We start from the raw sequence: 17,894 nt of genomic DNA on the forward strand, positions 1-17,894 counted from the left end.
CCGGCTATCAGGGCGGGGCATGCTCGTTGACCCGTTGTCTCTCACACCTACACTTATCGGCCATCACTCCCAAAGGAATAGCCCTGATGAAAGCCGTGCTGTGCAAAGAATTCGGCCCTGCCGAATCGCTGGTGCTGGAAGACGTCGCCAGCCCCGTCGCGAAGAAGAACGAAGTGCTGCTGGACGTGCACGCCGCCGGGGTGAACTTCCCCGACACGCTGATCATCGAGGGCAAATATCAATTCAAACCACCCTTCCCGTTTTCGCCCGGCGGCGAAGCGGCGGGTGTCGTCAGGGAAGTGGGTGAAAAGGTCAGTCACCTCAAAATCGGCGACCGAGTGATGGCGCTGACCGGTTGGGGCAGCTTTGCCGAACAGGTCGCGGTGCCAGGCTACAACGTGCTGCCGATCCCGGCGGCCATGGATTTCAACACCGCCGCGGCCTTCAGCATGACCTACGGCACCTCGATGCATGCCCTCAAGCAGCGCGCCAACCTGCAACCCGGCGAAACCCTGCTGGTGCTCGGTGCCTCCGGCGGCGTGGGCCTGGCGGCGGTGGAGATCGGCAAGGCCATGGGCGCCCGGGTGATCGCCGCCGCCAGCAGCGCGCAAAAGCTTGCCGTGGCCAAGGCCGCCGGCGCCGATGAATTGATCAACTACAACGAAAGCAGTCTCAAGGACGAGATCAAGCGCCTCACCGACGGTCAGGGCGCCGATGTCATCTACGATCCGGTGGGCGGCGATCTGTTCGACCAGGCCATCCGCTCCATCGCCTGGAATGGCCGGCTGCTGGTGGTCGGTTTCGCCAGTGGGCACATTCCCGAACTGCCGGTGAACCTGGCCCTGCTTAAAGGTGCTGCAGTGGTGGGCGTGTTCTGGGGCTCCTTTGCCCAGCGCCAGCCCCAGGACAACGCCGCCAACTTCCAGCAATTGTTCGGCTGGTTCGCCGAGGGCAGGCTCAAGCCGCTGGTTTCGCAGCTGTATCCACTGGACAACGCCGCCCAGGCGATCAACGACCTCGCCCAGCGCAAGGCCGTTGGGAAGGTGGTCGTGCAGGTGCGTTGACTGCATCGATGCGGCCCGAACGCCAATAGCGTCGGGCCGCGACTGCCATGGTATCGAAGTGCTTGCAGCACCAAGGCCCACGACGTCGCCGACCTATACCTGACGACGCGTTCGTTTATGAACATCCCTCCGGCAACATTTCCCCTGTGCAGAGCTAAACAAGCGATGCTATTTTCGGTAACGAAACTGTAACATTCGCATTCGCAGTCATAACAAGAATCCGGAGTCCTTGAATGTTTGCTTTCTTTCGTCCTGCCGCACACCAGGCACCCTTGCCTGAAGAAAAAATAGACAGCACCTACCGACGCCTTCGCTGGCAGATTTTTGCCGGGATTTTCATCGGGTATGCGGGTTACTACCTGCTACGCAAGAACTTTACCCTGGCGTTTCCAGACCTCATCGCCCAAGGCTATACCAAGGGTCAGCTCGGCGTGGCGGTATCGGCGATCGCGATCGCCTACGGTCTTTCCAAGTTTCTGATGGGCATCGTGTCCGACCGTTCCAATCCACGCTACTTCCTGCCCTTTGGCCTGGTGATGTCCGCCGCGGTGATGTTCGTGTTCGGTTTCGCACCGTGGGCGACGTCCAGCGTGACCATCATGTTCATCCTGCTGTTCATCAATGGCTGGGCGCAAGGCATGGGTTGGCCGCCGAGCGGACGAACCATGGTGCACTGGTGGTCACAGAAGGAACGCGGCGGCGTGGTTTCGGTATGGAACACGGCGCATAACGTCGGCGGTGGCCTGATCGGCCCGCTGGCAATCCTCGGCATGGGGTGGTTCAACGACTGGCACAGCAAGTTCTACGTACCGGCCGCCGTGGCCCTGCTGGTAGCGGCGTTTGCCTTCATTGTCATGCGCGACACCCCGCAATCAACGGGGTTGCCGCCCATCGAGAAGTACAAGAACGATTACCCGGAAGGCTACGACGCCAGCCACGAGAACGAATTCAGCGCCAAGGACATCTTCGTCAAATACGTGCTGCGCAACAAAATGCTCTGGTTCATCGCACTGGCCAACGTTTTCGTCTACCTGTTGCGCTACGGCATCTTGGACTGGGCCCCGACCTACCTGAAAGAGGTCAAGCACTTCGACTTCGACAAGACGTCCTGGGCTTACTTCCTCTACGAATGGGCAGGGATTCCCGGCACGCTGCTGTGCGGCTGGATGTCGGACAAGATCTTCCGGGGCAACCGTGGCCTGACGGGTATGGTGTTCATGGCGCTGGTGACGGTCGCGACCCTGGTGTATTGGCTGAATCCGCCGGGCAACCCGATGATCGACATGATCTCGTTGTTCGCGATCGGCTTCCTGATCTATGGCCCGGTGATGCTGGTGGGCCTGCAGGCGCTGGAATTGGTACCCAAGAAAGCGGCCGGTACGGCTGCCGGTTTTACCGGCCTGTTCGGTTACCTGGGCGGTTCAGTCGCGGCCAGTGCCCTGATGGGTTACACGGTGGATTATTTCGGCTGGAATGGCGGTTTCATCCTGCTGATCGCCGCGTGCCTGCTGGCCATGGCGTTCCTCGCGCCAACCCTGGGGCACAAGCAAGTCAGCAGTCAGAGCCGCGAAGCGGTGGCCTGATCGAGAGTTGATCTGCAACGCTTGAGCCGCGCCTCCAGATTCCGATCCGGCATGGCGTGGCTGCGCAGGGCATGCACGGTCTGCTCGACATAATCGCGAGTCGTGCCGAAACGCCCGCAGGCGCTTTCGAACACCTGGCTCAGCACATGGTCCGGCAGGTTGCCGGCATAGCTGGGCAGGTGTCGCTCCAGCACAAAGCCCAAGGCCTGCACGCGATTGCCGTTCTCGAGCCGGCAACTAAGCCAGTGCGGGCGATAGGACGGTACCGGCATCTCCCGCTGCCACAAGGCAAACAACGAGTCCTCGAGATTCTCCTCCGGCAATCGGTAGGCGAAACCGCTGCATGAGCCGCCGCGATCCAGCCCGAACACCAGTCCCGGCAACTCCGGCGTGCCGCGATGCTCATGGGACCATAAGTACAAGCCGCGATGATAACCATGGACCCGCCCGCGCATCCGCTCCACTGCCGTGCATTCCGGCCGCCAGATCAATGAACCGTAAGCGAACAGCCAGACCGGGCCGCCCTGGTGAAGGCTCATGGTCGATTGCATCGAAGCGAGCAATTGTTCTCGGGTCAGTTGCGCGCCCAAGTCGAGTCTTGGTGGATATGGGGCGCAGGTAATGGCGGTTTCGATAGCGGTCATGGCCGGTAGCGGAAGGCTCCTCGCGAGGATCAAAAATGGATGGGCGCGCGTCATGGGACTGACACTTATCCGAACCCAGGCAAGTTGGATGCCATGCGCGCCCTATATACGTTATCGGTATCTCGCCGAAAGACTAAATATCGAAACGAAATATAGGGAGTTATAACTCTGTGCTCAGGCGCGTGGTGCGTAGGCAAACACGTCGGCGCGCATCTGGTGGGCATCCATCCCGGCTTCCACCAGCGCGTCGAGGGTGGCATAGATCATGGCCGGCGAGCCGCTGGCGTAGACGTGCACGCCCGACAGGTCGCTGATGTCCTCGCACACCGCTTCGTGGAGCATTCCGCAGCGACCTTCCCAGCCACACAGGTCGCTGACGACCTTGTGCAGGAACAGGTTCGGTAACTTCTTCCACTCGTCCCAATGCTCGATTTCATAGAAATCGTCCGGCCGCCGCACGCCCCAATAGAGATGCACCGGATGCTTGAAACCTTCTGCCCGACAGTGCTCGATCAGGCTGTGCATTTGCGCCATGCCGGTGCCGGCGGCAATCAACACCAAGGGGCCGTCCGGCAATTCGGACAAGTGAGTATCGCCAAAAGGCATTTCGACATGAACGTTGGGGTTGCGCTGCAATTGCTCCAGCAGCGCCTTCGCACTGTTTTCGCGCACCAGCACATGCAATTGCAGGTCGCGCCCCGAATGCGGCGCCGAAGCGAGGGAAAAAGCCGACTTATCGCCATTCTCCCGCTCGATCATCAGGTACTGCCCCGCATGGTAGCGCGGCGGCTTCCCCGCCGGCGCCCGCAGGCTGACCCGCCAGACATCGCCGCCCACATCGACGCAGCCAGTGACCTGGCACGCCAGGCGACGCACCGGCAACTCGCCCGGCGCCAACACCCCGTCCCACAACACCACACAGTCCTCCAGGGGCTCGGCGATGCAGGTGAAGATCTCTCCGTGATCACGCACATCGCCAGCCTGCTGCACGCGCCCCTCCACCAGCAACGCGCCACAGACATGGCAGTTGCCGTTGCGGCAGCTTTGCGGGCACTCATAGCCCAGGCGCCGCGCACCATCGAGAATCCGCTCGGCGGGCCGTATCTCCAGCACCGCGCCGGACGGCTGCAAGGTCACACGCATCAATCTATTCCTAACTGATTCCAAATGGCATCGATCCGTTGGGTAACGGCTTCATCCTTGACGATAACCCGGCCCCACTCACGGGTGGTTTCACCGGGCCATTTATGCGTGGCATCGAGTCCCATCTTCGACCCCAGGCCGGAGACCGGCGAAGCGAAGTCGAGGTAGTCGATGGGCGTGTTCTCGATCATCACCGTGTCGCGCTTGGGATCCATGCGCGTGGTGATGGCCCAGATCACATCGTTCCAGTCCCGTGCATTGATATCGTCGTCAGTGACGATAACGAACTTGGTGTACATGAACTGTCGCAGAAACGACCAGACACCCAGCATCACCCGCTTGGCATGCCCTGGATACGACTTCTTCATGGTCACCACGGCCATGCGGTACGAGCAGCCTTCCGGCGGCAGGTAGAAGTCGGTGATCTCCGGGAATTGCTTTTGCAGGATCGGCACGAATACTTCATTCAGCGCCACACCGAGAATGGCCGGCTCATCGGGCGGACGGCCGGTGTAGGTGCTGTGGTAGATCGGTTTGATCCGATGGGTGATGCGCTCGACGGTGAACACCGGGAAGCTGTCGACTTCGTTGTAGTAGCCGGTGTGATCACCGTACGGACCTTCATCGGCCATTTCGCCGGGGTGGATCACGCCTTCGAGGATGATCTCGGCGGTGGCCGGGACTTGCAGGTCGTTGCCGCGGCATTTCACCAGTTCGGTACGGTTGCCGCGTAGCAGGCCGGCGAAGGCGTATTCGGAGAGGCTGTCCGGCACTGGCGTGACGGCCCCGAGAATGGTCGCCGGATCCGCGCCCAGCGCCACGGAAACCGGGAAGGGCTGGCCGGGGTGTTTTTCGCACCACTCGCGATAGTCCAGCGCTCCGCCACGATGGCTCAGCCAGCGCATGATGACCTTGTTGCGGCCGATCACCTGCTGGCGATAGATGCCGAGGTTCTGGCGATCCTTGTTCGGACCCTTGGTGACGGTCAGGCCCCAGGTGATCAGCGGCCCCACATCGCCCGGCCAGCAGGTCTGCACCGGCAGCATCGCCAGGTCGACGTCATCACCCTCGATCACCACTTCCTGGCAAATCGCATCCTTGACGACTTTCGGCGCCATGGAAATGATCTTGCGGAAAATCGGCAGCTTGGACCAGGCGTCCTTCAGGCCCTTGGGCGGCTCGGGTTCCTTGAGGAACGCCAGCAGCTTGCCGATCTCGCGCAGCTCGTCGACCGACTCGGCGCCCATGCCCATGGCCACGCGCTCAGGCGTGCCGAACAGGTTGCCCAGTACCGGTATGTCGTAGCCTGTTGGGTTCTCGAACATCAACGCCGGGCCTTTGGCCCGCAGCGTGCGGTCGCAGACTTCCGTCATCTCCAGCACCGGAGAGATGGGAACCTGGATGCGTTTCAACTCGCCGCGCTGCTCAAGCTGCTGCACGAAATCCCGAAGATCCTTGAATTTCATTGAGATGCCACCCCGAAAATAGGCGTACATCCTACCTTCTCCAGCGCCCGAACAGCAGCCCGCACGTGCGCAGAGCGGTCAATTATCGGCAGTACCCAGCAGCAGCGGAGCAAACAACGGTCCCAGGCGAGCACTACCGACGTCCGACAAATGATCCTCATCCCGGTATTGCGAGTAACCATTGGCCTCAATTGGGCAGACACGATCCGAGCACATCAACGGCGTAGGGTCGATGACATGTACCCCAGGGTCGGCAGCCTTCATCGAGTCGAACAAGGCGCTCAGGAAGCGCTGGCGTGCCATGTGCTCCGAGAGAGGGCGGCCCAGCCCCTCGGCTGAACGCCCTATCCGCGCCAGACTCGTCAGTCGACCGATGGCACCCTTACGCTGCAATGGCACCTCCTTGAACAACCAGACCTGCGCACCCGTCGCCCTGATCGCTGCCACCCGCGCCTTGAGCCCTGCGGCCATGCGCGCCTCGGCTTCGGCGGTATTGTCACGAGGATCGAGCAGCACCTTCTTGTCGCCGTCCTCACGACCGTAGACATAAAGGCTCCAGTTGGATGCCAGTACTACGTCCTTGATCTGCAGGCGACGAACCTGCTCCATGGTCCGCTCATTGAAATCCTTGCAGCGCGGCCTCGGATCATCGCTGAGGATTGGCGGGCAGGCGCTCATACTGTAAAGCCATACCGGGCCTCCACCGCGCGCGGCGCTACTTTCAATCGCCGGCAACAGCGCCGCAGCGTGACTGTCGCCCCAGAACAGCCGGGTCACCGGGGCATCCTTTTGCCCGCCCAGCAGGCATGCCTTGTCCGGACGTTTGTCTGAAGTCACCAGCATGCATTTCATCTGCCCCGCTCGCCATTCCCGCGCCTGTGCGTACTCCATGGCTTTCCCGGTAAGGCGTTGGGGAAAGCCATCCGCCGACCGCACCACCGACCCGGTTACAGCCAGGACAGCCATGGCCAGCAGACCTCCCACCAACACGGGTTTACGTCCAGCCAGCAGGCGCTTCTCACGGAACGGAAGCTCAACGAAACGCCAGCTCAGCCAGGCAAGCATCAGCGCCAGCAAAATCCAGCCCACCGCCTCCCAGGGCTGGATTCCGTCGATGGAGATGGCATTGGCATAGACGTAGACCGGCCAATGCCACAGGTAAAAGGAGTAGGAAAGCAAACCAACCCAGACCATAGCCCTGCTACTCAACACCTGCGCGACCCAGGTCGAACACCGAGCGCCTGACCAGATCAATGCTGTTGTACCGAGCACGGGACATAACGCGGCCCAGCCGGGAAATACCGTTGTTTCGTCGAAAGTGAAAACCGCTGTTAGCACCGCCACCAAACCAGCCCCGGCGGCGAACTGACAGACCCATGGCCGAACAGCCTGCCTGGGCGCAGGCAAGACCGCGAGCATCGCCCCGCACAAAAGCTCCCAGGCGCGGGTCGGCAGCGAAAAGAAAGCGACGTCAGGTTTGCGGTCGATGTAAGCGATATTAAGCCCGAAAGAAATCAGCAACAGGGCAAACAGCATCCAACGCCAATGGCGAACGTGGCGCAACAACAGCACCATCAGCAGTGGAAAAAAGATGTAGTACTGCTCCTCGACAGCCAGGGACCACGTGTGAAGCAGCGGCTTCAGGTCCGAGGCAGGCGCGAAATAGCCATCTTCACGCATGAACAAGATGTTCGAGATGAACAACGACTGATAACGAACCGTCCTGCCCAGCTCTGAAAAGTCCTTGGCCGTCAGCAGCAACCAGCCCACGGCCAACGAAGCCAGCAGTACCACGCTCAAGGCCGGGAGGATACGGCGCGCCCGACGCGCCCAGAAATCGACGAAGCTGAAACGCTGCGCACTGATATCGCGGAACAGGATGCTGGTGATCAGGAACCCGGAAATGACGAAGAAGATGTCGACGCCGACGAAACCGCCACTAAACGCGCCAAAACCGAAGTGAAACAGAACCACCGGAATAACGGCCAGCGCCCTTAAGCCGTCAATGTCACGGCGGTTGCCAAACGTATGCATAACGCTCCTTGTCGCTTTGAAGACCCATGATGAACACGGACACAGCCGGCCTACGAAAGTTGTCTATTTTGATACAAAAATTCGCAAAAAAAAGAGCGCCTAATCTGAGGCGCCCTTTTTTCTACAATCTGACTTCGTGTTACTTGCGCTTCATCGACAGGAAGAACTCATCGTTGGTCTTGGTCGTCTTCAACTTGTCGACCAGGAACTCGATGGCAGCCACTTCGTCCATCGGATGCAGCAGCTTGCGCAGGATCCACATGCGCTGCAGCTCGTCATCGGCCGTCAGCAGCTCTTCACGACGAGTGCCGGAGCGGTTGATGTTGATGGCCGGGAACACGCGCTTCTCGGCGATGCGACGGTCCAGGGGCAGTTCCATGTTGCCGGTACCCTTGAATTCCTCGTAGATCACTTCGTCCATCTTCGAACCGGTTTCAACCAGTGCGGTGGCGATGATGGTCAGCGAGCCGCCTTCTTCGATGTTGCGCGCGGCACCGAAGAAACGCTTCGGTTTTTCCAGGGCGTGGGCATCGACACCACCGGTCAGTACCTTGCCGGAGCTCGGAATCACGGTGTTGTAGGCACGGGCCAGACGGGTGATTGAGTCCAGCAGGATGACCACGTCCTTCTTGTGCTCGACCAGGCGCTTGGCCTTCTCGATCACCATTTCGGCAACCTGCACGTGGCGGGTCGGCGGCTCGTCGAAGGTGGAGGCAACTACTTCGCCGCGCACGGTACGCTGCATCTCGGTCACTTCTTCCGGACGCTCGTCGATCAGCAGCACGATCAGATGAACTTCAGGGTTGTTGCGAGCGATGTTGGCCGCGATGTTCTGCAGCATGATCGTCTTGCCCGCTTTCGGCGGCGCCACGATCAGACCACGCTGGCCTTTGCCGATAGGTGCGCACAGGTCGATGACACGACCGGTGAGGTCTTCGGTGGAGCCGTTGCCGGCTTCCATCTTCATACGCACAGTCGGGAACAGCGGAGTCAGGTTTTCGAAAAGAATCTTGTTCTTCGCGTTTTCCGGACGGTCGAAGTTGATCGTGTCGACCTTGAGCAGCGCGAAGTAACGCTCGCCTTCCTTTGGAGGGCGGATCTTGCCAACGATGGTGTCACCGGTGCGCAAGTTGAAGCGACGGATCTGGCTCGGCGAGACGTAGATATCGTCCGGGCCGGCGAGATAGGAAGCGTCCGCGGAACGGAGGAAGCCGAAGCCGTCCTGGAGAATCTCCAGCACGCCATCACCGGAGATTTCCTCGCCGCTCTTCGCGTGCTTCTTGAGCAGGGAGAAAATCACGTCCTGCTTGCGCGAACGGGCCATATTTTCTATGCCCATCTGTTCGGCCAATTCGAGCAGTTCGGTAATCGGCTTTTGCTTGAGTTCAGTCAGATTCATATAGGAATGACGTAATCATTTATGGAGGGGAAATTAAGCTTTTGGCTTAATGAGGCCGCGCCGCAGAGAAGGCGACAGGATCGCGTACTTATTCGAAAGGAGTGCGTCGGCGACGGCTTGCAGGGGGCAATGGAGAAACCAGTGCGGGGCCGAATGTACCACCTGGATTTGCGAGCGTCTAGCCCCGAATAACGAAAAAGCCCCGCGATTGGCGGGGCTTTTTCACTGGCATTCGGCGCTTAGATGTTGGCGTCGAGGAAAGCAGCCAGTTGCGACTTCGACAGCGCACCGACCTTGGTGGCTTCGACGTTGCCGTTCTTGAACAGCATCAGCGTCGGGATACCACGCACGCCGTGCTTGGCCGGGGTTTCCTGGTTTTCGTCGATGTTCAGCTTGGCGACGGTCAGCTTGCCCTTGTAGGTCTCGGCAATTTCGTCCAGAACCGGAGCGATCATCTTGCAGGGACCGCACCACTCAGCCCAATAGTCGACCAGTACCGCGCCTTCGGACTTGAGTACTTCGTCGTCGAAGCTAGCGTCGGTAACGTGTTTGATCAGATCGCTGCTCATGGAAATCTCCGGGGTTGTCAGCAAAAAACGTGGCCCATCATAGCTGCCCTTCCCGGGTTCAGGAAGTCACTGTCGATTGAGTCTTGCTATGGCGACGGATGCATTTGGACATGACCCGGGTCATGGGGCGGCCGGGGCGACGAAGCAGATTCCGGTGCGCAGCGCAGCGTTACGGACATGTTCCTGCATGGCTTTCTGGGCGGAGCCCGAGGAGCGCCGGGACAACGCCCGCAGGATTTTTCGATGTTCCTGCCAGGTTTCCATGGCCCGTTCGGCCCTGATGAACGGTAATTTCTGGCTCTCCAGGAAAATCTCGGCGCTGGCGGTGAGGATGTTCAGCATCGCCTGGTTGCCGCCGGCCTGCAGAATTCGCCGATGAAACTCGAAATCCAGCCGTGCCGCCGCATCGAAATCCCCTGATTTCAGTTCCCGGCGCATGGCCTCGACGTTGTCACCCAACGCGTCGAGCTCATCGGGGCTCAGCGTCGCCGCGGCCATTCCGGCGGCGAAGCCTTCCAGGGCATAGCGCAACTGGAAGATATCCAGCGGCGAGACCTGGGCCGCGAACGGCCAGCCCGCTGTCGACTCATTGGGCGTAACCTCCACCGACGATTGTACGAATACCCCTTTGCCTGGCTGCACGCTGATCATCCCCAGCGCACTCAACGACGACAGGGCCTCGCGCAAGGACGCCCGACTCACGCCCAGTTGCAGTGCCAGATCCCGTTGCGACGGCAACGCATCCCCCGGGCCGAAGCCTTCATCGGCGATCAGTTTACGGATGCCTTGCAAGGCCACTTCGGGAACTGCACGGGAGATGGAATTCATGTTTTTTCGGGTATATCAGGCCAGTGAGCGACTAGTTGTAAAACTATTCGCCGCGCCCGGCAAGTCGTGCCCCAGCAGGGTTCGGCGGCCAATACCGACGCCCGATAAAGGTGCGAAACGCGGCCCAACTGTTCAGACCAGTCAGACCGAGCCCCACCAGCAAATCCGCGGCCTGGGAGGGTTTGAAATCGCGTTGGCATGGCCTGTGCTCTGTCCGAACGCAGAAATCACATTACCGACCGCGGAGATTCGCCATGATCCAGCGTTGCAGCGCCCTGCTCACCGTCCTGTTTGCCAGCCTGATACTCTGCCAGTTACCCGCCCACGCCGATGGGCTGGAAGACGTGGTCAAGCGCGGCACCCTCAAAGTCGCGGTGCCCCAGGACTTCCCGCCGTTCGGCTCGGTAGGCCCGGACATGAAGCCCCGCGGCCTGGACATCGATACTGCGAAGCTGCTGGCCGACCAGCTTAAGGTCAAGCTTGAGCTTACGCCGGTCAACAGTACCAATCGCATTCCGTTTCTGACCACCGGCAAGGTCGACCTGGTGATCTCCAGCCTGGGCAAGAACCCGGAGCGCGAGAAGGTCATCGATTTTTCCAGTGCCTACGCACCGTTCTACCTCGCCGTGTTCGGCCCACCCGAGGCCGCAATCAATGGCCTGGACGATCTCAAGGGCAAGACCATCAGCGTCACCCGGGGCGCCATCGAAGACATCGAACTGACCAAGGTCGCCCCGGAAGGCACCACCATCAAGCGTTTCGAAGACAATAACTCGACCATCGCGGCCTACCTCGCCGGCCAGGTGGACCTGATCGCCAGCGGCAACGTGGTGATGGTCGCCATCAGTGAGCGCAATCCCAAGCGTGTCCCGGCGCTGAAAGTGAAACTCAAGGACTCGCCGGTGTACGTCGGCGTGAACAAGAACGAGCCCGCGCTGCTGGACAAGGTCAACCAGATCCTTGCCACAGCCAAGACCGATGGCAGCCTGGAGAAAAACGCCCAGACCTGGCTCAAGCAGCCGCTGCCGGCCGATCTCTGACCGCCATTCGAGAGGCTGAGCATGGCTTATCAGTTCGATTTTCTGCCGGTGATGCAAAACACCGAGCTGCTGTTGCGCGGTGCGCTGTTCACCTTGGAACTGACGGCCATCGGCGCGTTGCTCGGGGTTGCGCTGGGCATCGTCGGCGCCGTGGTGCGGGCGTGGAAGATCCGGCCGTTCGCGGCGATATTCGGGGTGTATGTGGAGCTGATCCGCAATACGCCGTTCCTGGTGCAGCTGTTTTTCATCTTCTTCGGCCTGCCGTCCCTGGGCGTGCAGATTTCCGAATGGCAGGCGGCGGTCCTGGCCATGGTGATCAACCTCGGCGCCTACTCTACCGAAATCATTCGCGCCGGCATCCAGGCTGTCCCCCATGGGCAGCTGGAAGCCGCCGCGGCCCTGGCGATGAGTCGCTTCGAGGCCTTTCGCCACGTGGTGCTGCTACCGGCACTGGGCAAAGTCTGGCCGGCCCTGAGCAGTCAGATCATCATCGTGATGCTCGGCTCGGCAGTCTGTTCGCAGATTGCCACCGAAGAACTGAGCTTTGCCGCCAACTTCATTCAGTCGCGCAATTTCCGCGCCTTTGAAACCTATGCACTGACCACGCTGATCTATTTGTGCATGGCGCTGTTGATCCGCCAGCTACTGAACTGGGTGGGTCGTCGTTGCCTGTACAAGAGCAGCGCCAGGAGCGACCGATGAGCGACTTCACTTTCTGGGATGTGGTGCGCAACCTGCTCACGGGCCTGCAATGGACCTTGGCACTGTCGCTGGTGGCGTTTATCGGTGGCGGCGTGATCGGGTTGCTGGTCATGGTGATGCGCATCGCCAGAGGCCCCCTGCCCCGCCATGTCGCCCGCACCTACATCGAGTTGTTCCAGGGCACGCCTTTGTTGATGCAGCTGTTTCTGGTGTTCTTTGGCGTGGCCCTGGCCGGGGTGGAGATTTCGCCGTGGATGGCGGCGGCCATTGCCCTGACGCTGTTTACCAGTGCCTATCTGGCGGAGATCTGGCGCGGTTGCGTCGAAGCGATCTCCAATGGCCAATGGGAGGCGTCCTCGAGCCTGGCACTGAATCGTCTGGAGCAGTTGCGCTACGTGATCCTGCCCCAGGCCCTGCGCATCGCCGTGGCGCCGACCGTGGGCTTCTCGGTGCAAGTGGTCAAGGGCACGGCCGTCACCTCGATCATCGGCTTTACCGAACTGACCAAGACCGGCGGCATGCTTGCCAACGCCACGTTCGAACCCTTCATGGTCTATGGCCTGGTTGCCCTGGGCTACTTCCTCCTCTGCTACCCCCTGTCCCTCAGCGCGCGCTACCTGGAAAGGAGACTGCATGCCTCTGCTTAGAATTTCCGCCCTGCATAAATACTACGGCGATCATCACGTGCTCAAAGGTATCGACCTGACCGTCGAAGAAGGCCAGGTGGTCGCGATCATCGGGCGCAGCGGCTCGGGCAAGTCCACCTTGCTGCGCACGCTCAATGGCCTGGAGTCGATCAACGATGGCGTGATCGAAGTGGACGGCGAGTACCTCGATGCCGCTCGCGCCGATCTGCGCAGCCTGCGACAGAAAGTCGGGATGGTGTTCCAGCAGTTCAACCTCTTCCCACACCTGACCGTTGGCGAAAACGTGATGCTCGCGCCTCAGGTTGTACAAAAAGTATCCAAGGCCAAGGCAACCGAACTGGCGCGGCAGATGCTGGAGCGGGTCGGGCTCGGTGAAAAATTTGACGCGTTCCCCGACCGTCTGTCCGGCGGCCAGCAGCAACGGGTGGCGATTGCCCGGGCCCTGGCGATGTCACCCAAGGTATTGCTCTGCGATGAGATCACCTCGGCCCTGGACCCGGAGCTGGTCAATGAAGTGCTCGGCGTGGTGCGGCAACTGGCCAGGGAAGGCATGACGCTGATCATGGTCACCCACGAGATGCGCTTCGCCCGCGAGGTGGGGGACAAACTGGTGTTCATGCACCAGGGCAAGGTGCATGAGGTGGGGGATCCGAAGGTCCTGTTCGCCGAGCCGCAGACCACGGAATTGGCGAACTTTATTGGGATGGTCGAGCCTGCCTGATCCACGCTGCCAGAAGAGGTCCCGTGGCGAGGGAGCTCGCTCCCGCTCGGCTGCGCAGCAGTCGTAAAACCGGGATTTCCTGATGAGCCGAATTGAATGGCTTTGGGGCCGCTTCGCAGCCCAGCGGGAGCAAGCTCCCTCGCCACAACGAACCTGCTCTGGCTCAAGGGTTTGGTTCAGGCTCGTTGGCGTAAGCGGTTGATCGTGGCAGGATGGCAGGGTTATCGACCGAGACCTTCCGACATGCCGCCATCCCAAGCCAAGAATCTGTCCCTGATTGCCGCCATTGACCTGGGCTCCAACAGTTTTCACATGGTTGTCGCCAAGGCCCAGAACGGGGAAATCCGCATTCTTGAGCGACTCGGTGAAAAGGTCCAGCTGGCCGCCGGCATCGATGAAGAGCGCAAACTGAGCGAAGAGTCCATCCAGCGCGGGCTCGACTGCCTCAAGCGATTCGCCCAACTGATCAACGGCATGCCGCTGGGCGCCGTGCGGATCGTCGGTACCAACGCCCTGCGCGAGGCGCGCAACCGTGGCGAGTTCATCCGCCGCGCCGAAGAGATCCTCGGTCATCCGGTGGAAGTCATCTCCGGCCGGGAAGAGGCCCGCCTGATCTACCTCGGCGTCTCCCATACCCTGGCCGATACCCCGGGCAAGCGGCTGGTGGCGGACATCGGCGGCGGCAGTACCGAATTCATCATCGGCCAGCGCTTCGAGCCGCTGTTGCGCGAAAGCCTGCAGATGGGCTGCGTCAGCTACACCCAGCGCTATTTCCGCGACGGCAAGATCACCCCGGCCCGCTATGCCCAGGCCTATACCGCGGCGCGGCTGGAAATCATGAGCATCGAGCACGCCCTGCACCGCCTGACCTGGGACGAAGCCATCGGCTCCTCAGGCACCATTCGCGCCATCGGCCTGGCCCTCAAGGCTGGCGGCCATGGCAGCGGCGAGGTCAACGCCGAGGGCCTGGCCTGGCTCAAGCGCAAGGTGTTCAAGCTCGGTGAATCGGACAAGATCGATTTCGAAGGCATCAAACCCGACCGTCGGGCGATTTTCCCTGCGGGCCTGGCGATCCTCGAAGCCATTTTCGACGCCCTCGAGCTGCAACGCATGGACCACTGCGAAGGCGCCCTGCGCGAAGGTGTGCTGTACGACCTGCTGGGACGCCATCATCACGAAGACGTCCGCGAACGCACCCTCGGCTCGCTCATGGAGCGCTATCACGTCGATCAGGAACAGGCGGTGCGGGTCGAGCGCAAGGCGCTGCATGCCTTCGACCAGGTGGCCGACGACTGGGACCTCAACGACGGCGTCTGGCGCGAATTGCTGGGCTGGGCCGCCAAGGTCCATGAAGTGGGCCTGGACATCGCCCACTATCACTACCACAAGCACGGCGCCTATCTGATCGAGCACTCGGACCTGGCGGGCTTCTCCCGGGAAGACCAGCAGATGCTCGCCCTGTTGGTGCGCGGCCACCGACGCAACATTCCCAAGGATAAATTTGCCGAATTCGGCAATGAAGGCATCAAGCTGATCCGCCTGTGCGTGCTGCTACGGTTCGCGATCCTGTTCCACCACATCCGCGGCACCCAGGAAATGCCCCAGGTGGCATTGCACGCCGATGGCGATCAACTTGACGTCATGTTCCCCGAGGGCTGGCTGGAAGAAAACCAACTGACCCAGGCCGACTTTGCCCAGGAAGCGGAATGGCTGACCCGGGTCGGGATTGTGCTGAACATCCACTGATCGGACAGCAATAGAGATCTTTTGTGGTGAGGGGATTTATCCCCTCGCCACAAAAAGCCCACTCCACCCTCCCCTTAATTGACCGCCAACACCGGGCTGCTCAGGCGATCCAGCAACGTCGCCTGGGCGCTGCGTGGGTTCTGGTTGCCGGTCGGCGTGTTGCGGATGTAACGGCCATCCGACTGCAGGCTCCAGCTGTGGGTGTTATCGGTGAGGTAGCTTTCCAGCTCTTTCTTGACTCGCAGGATCAGCTTCTTGCCCTCCACCGGGAAGCAGGTCTCGACGCGCTTGTCGAGGTTGCGCTCCATCCAGTCGGCGCTGGACAGGAACATCTGCTCCTCGCCGCCGTTGAGGAAGTAGAACACCCGCGTGTGCTCCAAGAAGCGCCCGATGATCGAACGCACGTGGATATTATGGGAAACCCCCGGAATACCTGGCCGCAGGCAGCACATGCCGCGCACCACCAGGTCGATCCGCACGCCCGACTGGCTGGCCTTGTACAGCGCGCGGATGATCTTCGGATCGGTCAGCGAGTTGAACTTGGCAATGATGTGCGCCGGTTTGCCGTCCAGGGCGAACTGGGTCTCCCGGGTGATCATGTCGAGCATGCCCTTTTTCAGGGTGAACGGCGCATGCAGCAGTTTCTTCATGCGCAGCGTCTTGCCCATGCCGATCAACTGGCTGAACAGCTTGCCGACGTCTTCACACAAGGCATCGTCGGAGGTCAGCAGGCTGTAGTCGGTGTACAGGCGGGCGTTGGCAGCGTGGTAGTTACCCGTGCCCAGGTGCGCATAACGCACGATCTCGCCGGCCTCGCGCCGCAGGATGAGCATCATCTTGGCGTGGGTCTTGAAGCCGACCACGCCATAGATCACTACCGCGCCGGCCGCTTGCAGACGGCTTGCCAGTTGCAGGTTGGACTCCTCATCGAAGCGCGCACGCAATTCGATCACCGCCGTGACCTCCTTGCCGTTTCGCGCCGCATCCACCAGGGCGTCGACGATTTCCGAGTTGGCGCCGCTGCGGTACAGGGTCTGGCGCACCGCCAGGACATGAGGGTCCTTGGCAGCCTGGCGCAGCAGATCGACCACCGGCGTGAACGACTCGAACGGGTGCAACAACAGGATGTCCTGCTTGCTGATCACGTTGAAAATGTTCTCGCTGTTCTGGAGCAGCTTCGGGATCTGCGGCGTGAACGGCGAATATTGCAGCTCCGGATGGCTGTCCAGGCCGGTGATGCTGAAGAGCCGGGTCAGGTTGACCGGACCGTTGACCTGATACAGCTCGGTCTCATGCAGGTTGAACTGCTTGAGCAAGTAATCGGACAAGTGTTTCGGGCAAGTGTCGGCCACTTCCAGGCGCACCGCATCGCCGTAGCGACGGGAGAACAGCTCGCCACGAAGGGCACGGGCCAGGTCTTCGACGTCCTCGGTGTCCACCGACAGGTCGGCGTTACGCGTCAGGCGGAACTGGTAGCACCCCTTCACCTTCATGCCCTGGAACAGGTCATCGGCGTGGGCGTGGATCATCGATGACAGGAACACATAGTTGTCGCCAGGTCCGCCGACGTCTTCCGGTACGCGGATAATGCGCGGCAGCAGGCGTGGCGCGGGAATGATCGCCAGGCCGGAATCGCGGCCGAAGGCGTCGATGCCTTCCAGCTCGACGATGAAGTTCAGGCTCTTGTTGACCAGCAGCGGGAACGGGTGCGTCGGGTCGAGGCCGATCGGCGTGATGATCGGCGCGATCTCGTCGCGGAAATAGCGGCGTACCCAAGTCTTGAGCTTGGTGGTCCAGTGGCGACGACGGATAAAGCGGACCTGATGTTTTTCCAGTTCCGGCAACAGGATGTCGTTGAGGATCGCGTATTGGCGGTCGACATGCCCATGGACCAGCTCGCTGATGCGCGCCAGGGCCTGATGGGGTTGCAGGCCATCCGCACCGGCTTGCTCACGGGCGAAGGTGATCTGTTTCTTCAGGCCGGCGACGCGGATTTCAAAGAACTCATCCAGGTTGCTGGAGAAGATCAACAGGAACTTCAAGCGCTCCAACAAGGGATAGGACTCGTCCAGCGCCTGCTCCAGCACGCGGATGTTGAACTGCAGTTGCGACAGCTCGCGATGGATGTACAGGCTGCTGTCATCCAGGCTGGGGATCGCAATCGCCGGGGCCGGGGCGGGTTCGGCGACCACCACCGGGGGAGCGGGCTCCAGCTCCGGTGGCGTTTCAGCGATCTGCTCGACCACGGGCTGAGCGTCTTTTACGGCAACTTCAGAAAGTCCTTCGGTATTCATCGCAAGTTCCTGGG

Annotated in this window: 15 protein-coding genes; 7 read left to right on the plus strand and 8 right to left on the minus strand. The window is 60.9% G+C overall.

Annotated features, from left to right (window positions below; all coding sequences use genetic code 11):
* Positions 1 to 86: 86 nt before the first annotated feature.
* The gene (locus CGA22_RS05670) at positions 87 to 1,064 is read left to right on the plus strand and encodes an NADPH:quinone oxidoreductase family protein (RefSeq protein ID WP_041024474.1); all 978 of its coding nucleotides are present in this window, start codon (positions 87 to 89) and stop codon (positions 1,062 to 1,064) included.
* A 233-nt stretch (positions 1,065 to 1,297) separates the two neighbouring features.
* The gene (gene glpT, locus CGA22_RS05675; protein WP_041024475.1) at positions 1,298 to 2,647 is read left to right on the plus strand and encodes a glycerol-3-phosphate transporter; all 1,350 of its coding nucleotides are present in this window, start codon (positions 1,298 to 1,300) and stop codon (positions 2,645 to 2,647) included.
* Here the strand turns inward: glpT and CGA22_RS05680 are convergent.
* From CGA22_RS05680 to CGA22_RS05710, 7 genes are all read right to left on the minus strand, one after another.
* Positions 2,623 to 3,291 carry a gamma-glutamylcyclotransferase gene (locus CGA22_RS05680; RefSeq protein WP_041024476.1) on the minus strand — a complete coding sequence of 223 codons (669 nt, stop codon included), beginning with the start codon at positions 3,289 to 3,291 and terminating at the stop codon, positions 2,623 to 2,625. The genes glpT and CGA22_RS05680 overlap by 25 nt on opposite strands.
* A gap of 174 nt (positions 3,292 to 3,465) precedes the next feature.
* Entirely contained in the window at positions 3,466 to 4,434 is a 969-nt protein-coding gene (locus CGA22_RS05685; RefSeq protein WP_041024477.1) for a CDP-6-deoxy-delta-3,4-glucoseen reductase, read from the minus strand.
* Positions 4,434 to 5,900, minus strand: coding sequence for a 4-hydroxy-3-polyprenylbenzoate decarboxylase (gene ubiD / locus CGA22_RS05690; protein ID WP_041024487.1), 1,467 nt, complete (start codon positions 5,898 to 5,900; stop codon positions 4,434 to 4,436). The genes CGA22_RS05685 and ubiD overlap by 1 nt, the downstream gene beginning before the upstream one ends.
* A gap of 78 nt (positions 5,901 to 5,978) precedes the next feature.
* Positions 5,979 to 7,934 carry an acyltransferase family protein gene (locus CGA22_RS05695; protein ID WP_041024478.1) on the minus strand — a complete coding sequence of 652 codons (1,956 nt, stop codon included), beginning with the start codon at positions 7,932 to 7,934 and terminating at the stop codon, positions 5,979 to 5,981.
* Between the two features lie 139 nt (positions 7,935 to 8,073).
* On the minus strand, positions 8,074 to 9,333 hold the full coding sequence (gene rho, locus CGA22_RS05700) for a transcription termination factor Rho (protein ID WP_003206716.1): 1,260 nt from the start codon (positions 9,331 to 9,333) through the stop codon (positions 8,074 to 8,076).
* Positions 9,334 to 9,572: 239 nt separating this feature from the next.
* On the minus strand, positions 9,573 to 9,902 hold the full coding sequence (trxA, locus tag CGA22_RS05705) for a thioredoxin TrxA (RefSeq protein ID WP_024780513.1): 330 nt from the start codon (positions 9,900 to 9,902) through the stop codon (positions 9,573 to 9,575).
* A 120-nt stretch (positions 9,903 to 10,022) separates the two neighbouring features.
* Complete coding sequence (locus tag CGA22_RS05710; RefSeq protein ID WP_041024479.1) at positions 10,023 to 10,730, minus strand: FadR/GntR family transcriptional regulator; 708 nt, start codon at positions 10,728 to 10,730, stop codon at positions 10,023 to 10,025.
* A gap of 254 nt (positions 10,731 to 10,984) precedes the next feature.
* On the opposite strand from CGA22_RS05710, the gene CGA22_RS05715 reads away from it, so the two are divergent.
* From CGA22_RS05715 to ppx, 5 genes are all read left to right on the plus strand, one after another.
* Positions 10,985 to 11,770, plus strand: a complete 786-nt coding sequence (locus tag CGA22_RS05715) for a transporter substrate-binding domain-containing protein (RefSeq protein WP_041024480.1) — start codon at positions 10,985 to 10,987, stop codon at positions 11,768 to 11,770.
* Between the two features lie 21 nt (positions 11,771 to 11,791).
* Positions 11,792 to 12,472, plus strand: a complete 681-nt coding sequence (locus CGA22_RS05720) for an amino acid ABC transporter permease (RefSeq protein WP_041024481.1) — start codon at positions 11,792 to 11,794, stop codon at positions 12,470 to 12,472.
* On the plus strand, positions 12,469 to 13,119 hold the full coding sequence (locus tag CGA22_RS05725) for an amino acid ABC transporter permease (protein WP_041024482.1): 651 nt from the start codon (positions 12,469 to 12,471) through the stop codon (positions 13,117 to 13,119). Before CGA22_RS05720 ends, CGA22_RS05725 begins: the two co-directional genes overlap by 4 nt.
* Complete coding sequence (locus CGA22_RS05730) at positions 13,106 to 13,840, plus strand: amino acid ABC transporter ATP-binding protein (protein ID WP_041024483.1); 735 nt, start codon at positions 13,106 to 13,108, stop codon at positions 13,838 to 13,840. Before CGA22_RS05725 ends, CGA22_RS05730 begins: the two co-directional genes overlap by 14 nt.
* A 243-nt stretch (positions 13,841 to 14,083) precedes the next feature.
* Positions 14,084 to 15,586 carry an exopolyphosphatase gene (gene ppx, locus CGA22_RS05735; protein WP_041024484.1) on the plus strand — a complete coding sequence of 501 codons (1,503 nt, stop codon included), beginning with the start codon at positions 14,084 to 14,086 and terminating at the stop codon, positions 15,584 to 15,586.
* Positions 15,587 to 15,660: 74 nt separating this feature from the next.
* Here the strand turns inward: ppx and ppk1 are convergent, their stop codons facing one another.
* On the minus strand, positions 15,661 to 17,880 hold the full coding sequence (ppk1, locus tag CGA22_RS05740) for a polyphosphate kinase 1 (protein ID WP_041024485.1): 2,220 nt from the start codon (positions 17,878 to 17,880) through the stop codon (positions 15,661 to 15,663).
* Between the last annotated feature and the right edge of the window lie 14 nt (positions 17,881 to 17,894).

The organism is Pseudomonas sp. PSB18, assembly GCF_014596565.1.
Lineage (GTDB): Bacteria > Pseudomonadota > Gammaproteobacteria > Pseudomonadales > Pseudomonadaceae > Aquipseudomonas.

Bases quoted from the DNA above. Each gene is read 5' to 3' on its own strand.
- CGA22_RS05670 (WP_041024474.1), top strand. From the start codon at position 87: ATGAAAGCCGTGCTGTGCAAAGAATTCGGCCCTGCCGAATCGCTGGTG.
- glpT (WP_041024475.1), top strand. From the start codon at position 1,298: ATGTTTGCTTTCTTTCGTCCTGCCGCACACCAGGCACCCTTGCCTGAA.
- CGA22_RS05680 (WP_041024476.1), bottom strand. From the start codon at position 3,291: ATGACCGCTATCGAAACCGCCATTACCTGCGCCCCATATCCACCAAGA.
- CGA22_RS05685 (WP_041024477.1), bottom strand. From the start codon at position 4,434: ATGCGTGTGACCTTGCAGCCGTCCGGCGCGGTGCTGGAGATACGGCCC.
- ubiD (WP_041024487.1), bottom strand. From the start codon at position 5,900: ATGAAATTCAAGGATCTTCGGGATTTCGTGCAGCAGCTTGAGCAGCGC.
- CGA22_RS05695 (WP_041024478.1), bottom strand. From the start codon at position 7,934: ATGCATACGTTTGGCAACCGCCGTGACATTGACGGCTTAAGGGCGCTG.
- rho (WP_003206716.1), bottom strand. From the start codon at position 9,333: ATGAATCTGACTGAACTCAAGCAAAAGCCGATTACCGAACTGCTCGAA.
- trxA (WP_024780513.1), bottom strand. From the start codon at position 9,902: ATGAGCAGCGATCTGATCAAACACGTTACCGACGCTAGCTTCGACGAC.
- CGA22_RS05710 (WP_041024479.1), bottom strand. From the start codon at position 10,730: ATGAATTCCATCTCCCGTGCAGTTCCCGAAGTGGCCTTGCAAGGCATC.
- CGA22_RS05715 (WP_041024480.1), top strand. From the start codon at position 10,985: ATGATCCAGCGTTGCAGCGCCCTGCTCACCGTCCTGTTTGCCAGCCTG.
- CGA22_RS05720 (WP_041024481.1), top strand. From the start codon at position 11,792: ATGGCTTATCAGTTCGATTTTCTGCCGGTGATGCAAAACACCGAGCTG.
- CGA22_RS05725 (WP_041024482.1), top strand. From the start codon at position 12,469: ATGAGCGACTTCACTTTCTGGGATGTGGTGCGCAACCTGCTCACGGGC.
- CGA22_RS05730 (WP_041024483.1), top strand. From the start codon at position 13,106: ATGCCTCTGCTTAGAATTTCCGCCCTGCATAAATACTACGGCGATCAT.
- ppx (WP_041024484.1), top strand. From the start codon at position 14,084: ATGCCGCCATCCCAAGCCAAGAATCTGTCCCTGATTGCCGCCATTGAC.
- ppk1 (WP_041024485.1), bottom strand. From the start codon at position 17,880: ATGAATACCGAAGGACTTTCTGAAGTTGCCGTAAAAGACGCTCAGCCC.